This window comes from Claveliimonas sp. (assembly GCF_037273965.1).
GTDB lineage: Bacteria > Bacillota > Clostridia > Lachnospirales > Lachnospiraceae > Claveliimonas > Claveliimonas bilis.
In genome coordinates, this window is record NZ_JAYAZJ010000089.1 from 1 (window position 1) to 9,107 (window position 9,107).

Below are 9,107 nucleotides of genomic sequence, written 5' to 3' on the forward strand. Positions count from 1 at the left end.
AGCAGGGGATGAGAGAATCGAACTCCCGCTAAGAGTTTTGGAGACTCCTGTCATACCATTTGACCAATCCCCTGTACCTGTTCCCGACCTAAATCGGTCACTAGATATTTATATCACAGCCGGGAGTATTTTGTCAATTGTTATTTTGAAAAAATTGCTATTTTACAGGTTTGCCAAGACAGAAAAAATATTTCAAAAGAAAAAACCAGGAGTTTATGAGATAAGAGTATGGTATAATATGGCGTAGGCAATGAGCCGTGCAGAAATACAAAAGACCAAAATGCCGCTTGCAGGCAATTTGGGCATTTTGTATTTCTATAGGGCGAAAGCCCGACAGCGAGAACCCGGAGGGTTGGAGCTGGGACGGCGAAAAGGGAAGGACGGCGAAGAAGAGGCGAAAGCCCGACAGCGAGAACCCGGAGGGTTGGAGCTGGGACGGCGAAAAGAGAAGGAAAGCGGAGAAGAGTATATGGAAAAAGTATTTGAATATGATGAGATCATCCATGAAATTCCGGAAAAAGGAGGAGCCTACGTGATCTTCCCCTGGAACATTAAGGAAGTCTTCGGCAGGGGCAGAGTCAAAGTCCATGCAGAGTTTGACGGGATTCCCTACAACGGAAGCATTTTCAATATGGGAGTGAAGGATGCTGATGGAAATGTGTGTTATATCATCGGAGTTCTGAAAGCGATCCGGACAAAGCTTGGGAAAAAGGACGGAGATTCCATTCATGTTGTGGTAAAAGAGAGGGAGTAAAGATGAATTTCGAGGACGAAAAAGACTATATTATGCGGCTGATCAAGGAAATGGTGAGAGTGCTGTTTTCTTTGATGCTGGGAAAGTCATACATTTCTGTGGAAGAGGAAAAGCAGAACAAGACGGAAGTATCCGGAATGAAGCTGCCGGATTATATGGAAATGGTGGATGAAGGAAACGTAAACGAAGCGGAAAATATCCTGCTGGATGGAATAGACTATTCGGATAGAAACAGCGTGAGAGTAGCAGCGGTTTTTTATCAGTATGTAAGTGAAAAAGAAGAGGAATTTTTACAGCTTCACAATTATTCCAGGGAAGAGGCGCTGGATGGTATGAAGCAGTTGATGGAAAATGCCGGATACGGACAGTTCTATCAGGATATCAATATATAAATATATGCAGAACAGGAGAACGGTAAAAAATGATAGTGATTCGTAATGAAACAGAAAAGGATTACAAGACAGTAGAGGAGATTACAAGAAAAGCTTTCTACAATATTTATGTCCCGGGATGTATGGAACATTATCTGGTCCATATTATGAGGGACCACGAAGATTTTATAAAGGAGCTGGACTTTGTTATTGAGCTGGATGGCAAGGTGATCGGAAATATCATGTATACAAAGGCGAAACTGGTGGATGAAGCCGGGGAAGAAAAAGCAATCCTGACATTCGGTCCCGTCAGCATTCTGCCTGAATATCAGAGGATGGGATATGGAAAACAACTCATGGAACATTCCTTTCAGAAAGCAAGGCAGATGGGCTATGATGTAGTAGTGATATTTGGCGATCCCGGAAATTACGTGAGCCGGGGATTTAAAAGCAGCAGCAGATATCACATCTGCCTGCCGGATGGTTCTTATCCGACCGCTATGCTGGCAAAGGAGCTGAGGGAAAATACTTTAGATGGAAGGAAATGGATGTATTACGACAGCCCTGTAATGCAGGTTGATGAAAAGGAAGCAAAAGACTATGATGACAGTCTGGAGAAAATGGAAAAGAAAGTGCTTCCATGCCAGGAAGAATTTTACATCCTAAGTCACTCCTGCCTGTCAGTATAAAAGGATTTATACTTTGAAAAATAGATTCTAAAAGTTTCCGGAAGGAGAGAGGGCATGGCACAGCATATTATTGTCACAGACTACGATTCCAGGTGGCCGGCAGAATATGAAAAAGAGTCAGAGAAGATCAAAGCTATTTTGGGAGAGAACTGCGTTGCGATTTACCATATCGGAAGTACGGCAGTGCCGGGATTGGCTGCAAAGCCGATTATTGATATTATGCCTGTAGTAAGAAGCCTTGAAAAGACAGATCAAAAGGCCTCTGAATTTGAAAAGGAAGGGTATGAATATCTGGGAGAGTTTGGCATCAGGGGAAGGAGGTATCTGCGCAAAGGCCAAGATGAGAGGACGCATCAGGTACACATTTTTGAAGAAAAAAACAAAGCAGATATCACCCGTCATCTTGCAGTGAGAGATTATCTTAGGACCCACCGGGAGGCAGCGGAACAATATGGCTGTCTCAAAACAGAGCTGGCGAAAGTTTACCCTTATGATATAGAAGGGTATTGCGATGGAAAGGAAGAGTTTGTAAAGAAGCTGGAACAGGAAGCGCTTCTGTGGAAAGGAGAACAATGAGTCAGGACATTAAAATGGTGGCAGTGGACATAGACGGAACCTTTGTCCACGCCGATTATACATATGATAAACCTCGGTTCCGCAGGATCTTGTCCCGCATGAATGAGGCGGGCTGCCGTTTTGTAGTGGCAAGCGGAAATCAATATTATCAGCTTCGGGACCTTTTTCCGGGATATTACGATGAGCTGTCTTTTGTAGCGGAAAACGGCGCTTTTGTCAAAGACCGGACAGAACTGGTTTTTGCGGCGGAAATGCCGGATGAGACAGTGAATGAGATTATTGACCTTTGCAGGGAATATCCGGAGATACAGAATGTAATGTGCGGGCTGGAGAGCGCATATTGCCAGAGAGGGGAAGTAGACGGGGAGTTTTTTGAGAAAACGAAAATCTATTATCACAGACTAAAATGGACGGATGATTTTAAAAAGGTGAAAGATCAGATCCTGAAATTTGCCCCTACTGTCCCGGATGAGAAAACATATTATTATTATGATATTTTTAGGGAAAGGCTTGCGGGAAAGGCGGAGCCCACAACAAGCGGACATGGCTCCATTGATGTGATCCTCCCGGGCTGTCACAAGGCGTCGGGACTGAAAAGGCTTGTAAAGCGGTGGGGAATTTCACCGGAACAGTGTGCGGCGTTCGGAGATGGAGGCAACGATATTGAAATGCTCCAATACTGCGGTTACAGCTATGCAATGGAAAATGCGGCGCCGGACGTAAAACGCGCGGCAAAGCATATCTGTCCCTCCAATGAGGAGGACGGCGTGCTTGTCACATTAGAAAAGCTGTTTTTCTGAATATTAGCAGAAGAATGATCGGAAGAAGGAGGAAAGGATGAGCCTTATGAAAATCGCACTGATGCACAATGAGCAGAACCTGCCTTCCTTCCATCCGGGATATACCATCAGGATAGGAGGGGACATCCGGGAGCTTTCCATGGAAGAGATGGAGAAGAAGGCGGAACATAACAGAGACTTTAATGTGGCTGTCTATGATGTGAAAAAATATCCCGCAACCAGGATTTTTGTTCTTTACCGTGCAAAGGGAGAGTACTATGATTTTGATTATGCAAAAGAACACCGGGATCATAAGCTGGAAAGAGAGAGATTTTCCTATGGCGGTATGGAAATCGTGCCTCCCGGACTTAAGATCACAGATCAATGTATCGGATGTGGAAAATGTAAAACAGTCTGTACCTTTGATGCCATTGTTCCCGGTTCGCCGTATCGGATCATGGGAAACCGCTGCGATGAATGCGGCAACTGCTATGTGAACTGTCCGGCGAAGGCAATTGTGAGTAAGGGGCTTTCAGATTAAGAAAAGGAAACGGAAGGAATGCCGAAAGGCAGTTGACACTGTGCAGAATGGAGCATATACTAAATGGCAACTGATACCGGACAAAAAGAACAACAAAACAGGCAGTGTTTTCAGCCTGCCGGTGTCAGGGAAGGGAGCGGAAAAAGATGCAGATATCCAGCAGATTTACAATTGCTGTACATATGCTCGCCTGCATAGATACCTTTCAGGGGCAATTCAAGATCACCAGCGAGTTTCTGGCGGGGAGTATACAGGTCAATCCGGTTATTATCCGTAAGCTGCTGTCACAGCTGAAAACAGCGGGACTGATCGAAGTAAAAAGAGGACCGGGAGGGACAAGTATCGCAAAACCCCTGGAGGACATTACCTTCCTTGATATATACCGGGCAGTAGACTGCGTGGAGGAGAACTCGCTGTTTCACTTTCATGAAAATCCGAATCCAAAGTGCCCGGTGGGCCGGAATATCCATTTTCTTCTGGATGATCGTCTGAAAAAGGTGCAGGATGTCATGGAACAGGAACTGAAGTCCATGACTCTGGCGGATGTGAAAGAAGCGCTGGATGCACGGCTTTTGGAGGAGGCATCCGGGGATACCGAATAAATTGGAAAAGAAAAGCCTCTGCATCTGTCTTTTTCTGACAGAGCAGAGGCGTGTTTTGTTTTTGGAAAATAAGAAAAATTTTGCTGTAGAAATATATTTACAGGTCAATTTTTCCGGTTGCGTCATCATTAATGACATAATATGCTGCAAATTCTTCCGGCTTTACATAGATATTGATACTCTTTATATCTTCCGGACCTTTTCCGGATTCTTTCATCCAGGTGTTTTTTGCTTTTACCAGGATTTCTTTTGTACTGAACTCTTTTCCCAGATATTGAAGATATACATTGGCTTTGAACTTTGGTATTTCCGACTCTGCATCTTTCAATACACCGGCTCTTGTCTCAATAGCCATTGTAGTATCTTTTGTTGTTGCAAGTGATTTGGGTGCCTGGGATGCGCCCGGCATATTCTTTTTTTCCATCGCCGATACCTCCTTAACTGATGAAAAATAGAAATGGAGTATACGGGATTCGAACCCGTGGCCTCAACAATGCGAATGTTGCGCGCTCCCAACTGCGCTAATACCCCATACAGAAAGTATAACACTCCGGGAGGGAAAATCAAGACTTTGGCAGATAAAAATGCCGGACGTAGTTAACGCTTGTTATGATATGCCGGGAATGTCAGGATGATCTGACATTCAGCCGGTCATAAGTATTTTTAAGGAAGATCAGTGCAAGAAGAAAAGCTGTAGCAGAAGCGGCAGGTGAAGAGAGCCATATGCCGTCCAGTTCCAGCAATCCGGATAAAAGCAGCAGAAATACAACCGGGAAGATAAAAGTATTGCAGGAAGCGGTGATAAGGGAAAATACCGGACGGTTCAGAGCAGTAAAAAAGGAGCCGGACAGGATGGAACACCAGCTGAATAAATAGGAAAAAGCAAAAATCCGCATTCCGTGGATGCTCATAGCCATCAGGTCTGCATTTTCACTGCTGAACAGAGAAATAAGCGTTTCGCCTAAAGTCTGCATCAGAAGAAATACAGCTAAGGATAAAAGGAAAGCGGCAGCTTGCCCGATCCTCTCGATCGCTCGTACGCGGGAAGGATTTCCGGCGCCGAAATTGTAGCTGATAGCCGGCTGCAGGGAGTCAGCCATGCCAAACATCAGGGCTTTCACCACACTGTCTACATACATGATAATACTGAAAGCGGCAACAGCCAGATAGCCTCCAAAAGATAAAAGCGCTGCATTGAAGATCATCATACAGACTGAGCCGGAAATGTTGTTGAAAAATTCGGAACTTCCATTCGCAATGATATTGCCGGTCATTTTCAGGGGAATCAACTTTTTAGTAAAACGTAAAAGCAATTTTCCCCGGAAGAACGGATAAAAACAGATCAGATTTCCAGCCATCAGGCTCAGGCAGGAAGCCAGGGCAGCAGCTTCAATTCCCCATCCCATAATGCCGATAAAAATCCAGTCCAAAAAGATATTAGCCAAGGACATACCAACGTTCATTGCCATACTGTAGTGGACTTTGCCGCATATGCGAAGATAGTTATCTACAGCAAAAAAGTGCATGATGAATATGGAAAATGCTGCATAGACCCGCATATACCGGACAGCCAGGACAGCTACCTCACCGGATGCCCCCAGAAAGCGGACAAGAGGCCAGGCGAAGGCGTATGCAGCAGCGCCCATTACAACAGCAGAAAGCAAAATTAAAAGACAGGAAGAAGAGAAGATGCTTCCTGCCATTTTTTCATCTCCTTTTCCAAGCCATATGGCGATTTGAACGGAAGAGCCGACAGCAACCATATCTGACAGAGCAAAGCTCATCATAATCAAAGGCATGACAAGATTGATAGCAGCCAGGGCTTCGGCTCCGATATAATGCCCGACAAAGACACCGTCAGCGATGGTATAAAGTGAAACAACTGCCATGCTGATCATATTAGGCAGGGCACAGCGCAGAAAAAGTTTTAAGGGAGCCATTTCCTGAAAGATCCGGTTTTGTTCTTTATATAAAGTTGTTGTATTGCTCATATGGATATTGTCCTCCTTCGCAGGACATAGTAAACTATAGGGTAAGACTATAGTCAAGGAGAAGAGTATGAAAAAAGAGTATTTTCTCACAAGCGGAGAGTTTGCGGAATTGTGCGGAACGACGAAAGAGACACTATTCCACTATGATGAGATAGGAATTTTAAAACCGGCATGGCTCGGAGAAAACCGATACAGATATTATACACCGGCACAGTTTTTTGATTATGATCTGATCCGAATGATGAAATATACCGGCAGCAGTTTAAATGATATCAAATGGTATTTCAGCCACTATGATACGGCGCATTTTCTGGAGATCTTCCGGAAAAAGCAGGAGGAGATAGAAAGAAAAAAAGAGGAATTGGAAGAGATCAGCCGCTTTCTTTCTGATACAATAAAAATGACGGAAAATGCGCTGGATGATGTCTATGATCAGCCGGAACTGAAATATGAGGAAGAGGAATTGCTTTTGGTTACTTCGATCATCCCGCCGGAAGGGGAATATATACACAGTGTAGCCAGGAGAATGGGAGAGCACATGAAAAAATGCGAGCGGTATGGTCTGAAAAACAGGGCAGTTTTTGGATCGATTATCTCAAGATCCAATCTTCTGGCCGGCTGTGAGGAGGAAAACGGATATTTCAGTAAAATCTCAGAAGGTACGAAATGGAGAGGAACAGATGAGAGAAGAAAAGAAAGTAATCCGGGCTCATGCGAAGAAGATATTCGAATGAAACCGGCAGGCTATTATGCCCAGGTCAATCATAAAGGAGATTACTCCACTTTTGGGAAGGGGCTGAAATGCCTGATAGATTTTATCAAAAAAGAAAATCTGGAAATCTGCGGAGATGGGTATGCCTATGATATGATCAGTTATCTTGCAGGAGGCGAGGGTGACACCTACGTTGTCAAAATTATGATTCCGGTCCGATCAGATGGGATGCAGCCTGCCGCCATATGATATGAAAGAGGGCAGCGCCAGAGATAATACTTCCAATATAGACTAAAATACCCGGGGTATTTCCAATTGCGAGGGCAATGGAAGAAAATACTTTCTGTGCCATAGGATAGTCCGGATTGATATAAAACATATTGATGGTGCCGTAGGAATCCAGGGTAAGATCCAGTATAAGCGCAATAAGGCAGCAGACGAGAAACAAAGCGGTGCTTCCCAGAAAACAGGACCATTTGGATGAAGAAGGAAAAATGCAGGCGGCAGTCAGGCCGATAAAAATCAGGACAATATGCCACAGATAGGAATGCACAGTCAAAGGAGCGTATCCGTAGTGCATTCCACTTGTGTCAAAGAAGGCAAAAATACCTCCCAGAAGGCCATAGTCTGTCAGGAAAGCTGCCAGGATCCCCAAAAGGCGGGGATTTTTTACCCATGGTATAAGGAGACAGACATACATCGGAATACTGCACAGCTGAAAGGGAAGATACCAGAGATTATAGTGTCCCTGTCCAAGCACAAAAGTAAGTGTATATTGCTTCCAGATTTCCGATACCAGCATAATTATGCCCCATAGAAAGAAAAAAGAGTGATATTTTTTCATGATTGCCTCCGGCCATGTTTTATGAAGAGTGTAAAGCTTTTCCATTATTATACACCATTTGAAAAATTTCATGAATATGATATACTAATGTACTGTATCGTGTTCTTTTGGATAGATGTACAAGCAAGAAATAAGTCAAGAAAAAGGAATGATAAGAGAATGAGAAAGAAAAATGCATGTATGCTGTTTCTGACAGCCTTTATCTGGGGAACAGCTTTTGTAGCGCAGAGTGTAGGTATGGATTATCTGGGGCCCTTTGGATTTAACGGAATCCGATCATTCATCGGAGGAATTGCCCTTTTTCCTTGCATTTATCTTTTAGGAAAATTAAATAAAAGAGAAAAGGGGAATGTGGAAAACAGCGGCAAGAGAAAGGATCTGATCGCCGGGGGATTAAGCTGCGGCGTGATCTTGTTTGCGGCAAGCAGCATGCAGCAGCTTGGACTTCAGTATACGACAGCCGGAAAGGCCGGATTTATCACTGCTTTCTATATTGTATTGGTTCCGGTACTTGGAATTTTTCTGAAACAGAAAACCGGATGGAAAGTATGGCTGGCAGTGGCTATCGCTCTGGCGGGGCTGTATTTTCTGTGCATTACAGAGTCCTTTTCTATAGGAAAAGGTGATATATACGTGTTCATTGGAGCACTTCTATTTTCTCTGCATATTCTGGTGATCGATCATTTTGCGCCGAAGACAGATGGGGTGAAGATGTCCTGTATTCAGTTTTTTGTGGCAGGTGTTCTCTCTCTGATACCAATGATGTTTTGGGAGACAACTACGGCAGATGGAATTGTAAAAAGCTGGATCCCGCTTTTGTATGCAGGAGTTCTCTCCAGCGGAGTCGCCTATACACTTCAGATCATAGGACAGAAAAATATGAATCCGACCATTGCGTCTTTGATCTTAAGTCTGGAATCCTGTATCTCAGTACTGGCAGGATGGGTAATCCTTGGAGAACAGTTATCTGTCAGAGAAAGTATGGGATGCGTCTTAATGTTTGTGGCAATCATTTTGGCGCAGATTCCCGGACCGAGTAGTGAAATTGCACAAAAGGAAGCCTGCTGATTTATAGGCAAAAGTGATGAAAAACAAATTTTTTCTGGAAAAATATTACAAAAAGTTAATTTGTCTGATAAAATGAAAAGAGACAGATAGAAGAATCCGTCTAATCCAGTTCCTGGATAGGCGGATTTTTGTAGTATGACGGGCATGCCGTCAGTCTGTGGTGAAAGTCCACAAGGGGCG

At 44.0% G+C, this 9,107-nt stretch carries 12 protein-coding genes and 2 tRNA genes; 9 read left to right on the forward strand and 5 right to left on the reverse strand.

Annotation, left to right across the window (positions count from 1 at the left end):
* Nucleotides 1–2: 2 nt before the first annotated feature.
* Nucleotides 3–73 (reverse strand) — tRNA-Trp (locus WJ238_RS08365).
* Between the two features lie 207 nt (nt 74–280).
* On the opposite strand from WJ238_RS08365, the gene WJ238_RS08370 reads away from it, so the two are divergent.
* The 7 genes from WJ238_RS08370 (at nt 281) to WJ238_RS08400 (ending at nt 4,312) form a co-directional block, all read left to right on the forward strand.
* The gene (locus WJ238_RS08370; protein WP_337606674.1) at nt 281–754 is read left to right on the forward strand and encodes a DUF1905 domain-containing protein; all 474 of its coding nucleotides are present in this window, start codon (nt 281–283) and stop codon (nt 752–754) included.
* A 2-nt stretch (nt 755–756) separates the two neighbouring features.
* Complete coding sequence (locus WJ238_RS08375) at nt 757–1,146, forward strand: DUF6483 family protein (protein WP_230105336.1); 390 nt, start codon at nt 757–759, stop codon at nt 1,144–1,146.
* Between the two features lie 29 nt (nt 1,147–1,175).
* A complete protein-coding gene (locus WJ238_RS08380; RefSeq protein ID WP_230105337.1) occupies nt 1,176–1,814 on the forward strand; it encodes a GNAT family N-acetyltransferase in 639 nt (212 codons plus the stop codon).
* 54 nt (nt 1,815–1,868) lie between these two features.
* Nucleotides 1,869–2,390, forward strand: a complete 522-nt coding sequence (locus tag WJ238_RS08385; protein ID WP_230105338.1) for a GrpB family protein — start codon at nt 1,869–1,871, stop codon at nt 2,388–2,390.
* Nucleotides 2,387–3,190 carry a Cof-type HAD-IIB family hydrolase gene (locus tag WJ238_RS08390; protein WP_337606675.1) on the forward strand — a complete coding sequence of 268 codons (804 nt, stop codon included), beginning with the start codon at nt 2,387–2,389 and terminating at the stop codon, nt 3,188–3,190. The genes WJ238_RS08385 and WJ238_RS08390 overlap by 4 nt, the downstream gene beginning before the upstream one ends.
* Nucleotides 3,191–3,227: 37 nt before the next feature.
* Nucleotides 3,228–3,710, forward strand: coding sequence for an ATP-binding protein (locus WJ238_RS08395; RefSeq protein ID WP_230105340.1), 483 nt, complete (start codon nt 3,228–3,230; stop codon nt 3,708–3,710).
* Between the two features lie 146 nt (nt 3,711–3,856).
* A complete protein-coding gene (locus WJ238_RS08400; protein ID WP_230105341.1) occupies nt 3,857–4,312 on the forward strand; it encodes an Rrf2 family transcriptional regulator in 456 nt (151 codons plus the stop codon).
* 97 nt (nt 4,313–4,409) lie between these two features.
* Here the strand turns inward: WJ238_RS08400 and WJ238_RS08405 are convergent, their stop codons facing one another.
* The 3 genes from WJ238_RS08405 to WJ238_RS08415 form a co-directional block, all read right to left on the reverse strand.
* Nucleotides 4,410–4,736, reverse strand: a complete 327-nt coding sequence (locus tag WJ238_RS08405; RefSeq protein WP_230105342.1) for a DUF6465 family protein — start codon at nt 4,734–4,736, stop codon at nt 4,410–4,412.
* A 34-nt stretch (nt 4,737–4,770) separates the two neighbouring features.
* Nucleotides 4,771–4,843: transfer RNA gene (locus WJ238_RS08410), tRNA-Ala, on the reverse strand.
* Nucleotides 4,844–4,938: 95 nt separating this feature from the next.
* On the reverse strand, nt 4,939–6,303 hold the full coding sequence (locus tag WJ238_RS08415; RefSeq protein ID WP_230105343.1) for an MATE family efflux transporter: 1,365 nt from the start codon (nt 6,301–6,303) through the stop codon (nt 4,939–4,941).
* 67 nt (nt 6,304–6,370) lie between these two features.
* Between WJ238_RS08415 and WJ238_RS08420 the strand changes: the two genes are divergently transcribed.
* Complete coding sequence (locus WJ238_RS08420) at nt 6,371–7,264, forward strand: MerR family DNA-binding transcriptional regulator (RefSeq protein ID WP_230105344.1); 894 nt, start codon at nt 6,371–6,373, stop codon at nt 7,262–7,264.
* Here the strand turns inward: WJ238_RS08420 and WJ238_RS08425 are convergent.
* Entirely contained in the window at nt 7,218–7,931 is a 714-nt protein-coding gene (locus tag WJ238_RS08425) for a TMEM164 family acyltransferase (protein WP_524536995.1), read from the reverse strand. The two genes, WJ238_RS08420 and WJ238_RS08425, sit on opposite strands and share 47 nt — an antisense overlap.
* 87 nt (nt 7,932–8,018) lie before the next feature.
* Between WJ238_RS08425 and WJ238_RS08430 the strand changes: the two genes are divergently transcribed.
* Complete coding sequence (locus tag WJ238_RS08430; RefSeq protein ID WP_337606677.1) at nt 8,019–8,927, forward strand: DMT family transporter; 909 nt, start codon at nt 8,019–8,021, stop codon at nt 8,925–8,927.
* The last annotated feature ends 180 nt before the right edge of the window (nt 8,928–9,107 follow it).

What these genes read in the sequence shown, in the direction of transcription:
- WJ238_RS08370 (WP_337606674.1), top strand. Translation starts at nt 281, where the DNA reads ATGCCGCTTGCAGGCAATTTGGGCATTTTGTATTTCTATAGGGCGAAA.
- WJ238_RS08375 (WP_230105336.1), top strand. Translation starts at nt 757, where the DNA reads ATGAATTTCGAGGACGAAAAAGACTATATTATGCGGCTGATCAAGGAA.
- WJ238_RS08380 (WP_230105337.1), top strand. Translation starts at nt 1,176, where the DNA reads ATGATAGTGATTCGTAATGAAACAGAAAAGGATTACAAGACAGTAGAG.
- WJ238_RS08385 (WP_230105338.1), top strand. Translation starts at nt 1,869, where the DNA reads ATGGCACAGCATATTATTGTCACAGACTACGATTCCAGGTGGCCGGCA.
- WJ238_RS08390 (WP_337606675.1), top strand. Translation starts at nt 2,387, where the DNA reads ATGAGTCAGGACATTAAAATGGTGGCAGTGGACATAGACGGAACCTTT.
- WJ238_RS08395 (WP_230105340.1), top strand. Translation starts at nt 3,228, where the DNA reads ATGAGCCTTATGAAAATCGCACTGATGCACAATGAGCAGAACCTGCCT.
- WJ238_RS08400 (WP_230105341.1), top strand. Translation starts at nt 3,857, where the DNA reads ATGCAGATATCCAGCAGATTTACAATTGCTGTACATATGCTCGCCTGC.
- WJ238_RS08405 (WP_230105342.1), bottom strand. Translation starts at nt 4,736, where the DNA reads ATGGAAAAAAAGAATATGCCGGGCGCATCCCAGGCACCCAAATCACTT.
- WJ238_RS08415 (WP_230105343.1), bottom strand. Translation starts at nt 6,303, where the DNA reads ATGAGCAATACAACAACTTTATATAAAGAACAAAACCGGATCTTTCAG.
- WJ238_RS08420 (WP_230105344.1), top strand. Translation starts at nt 6,371, where the DNA reads ATGAAAAAAGAGTATTTTCTCACAAGCGGAGAGTTTGCGGAATTGTGC.
- WJ238_RS08425 (WP_524536995.1), bottom strand. Translation starts at nt 7,931, where the DNA reads ATGAAATTTTTCAAATGGTGTATAATAATGGAAAAGCTTTACACTCTT.
- WJ238_RS08430 (WP_337606677.1), top strand. Translation starts at nt 8,019, where the DNA reads ATGAGAAAGAAAAATGCATGTATGCTGTTTCTGACAGCCTTTATCTGG.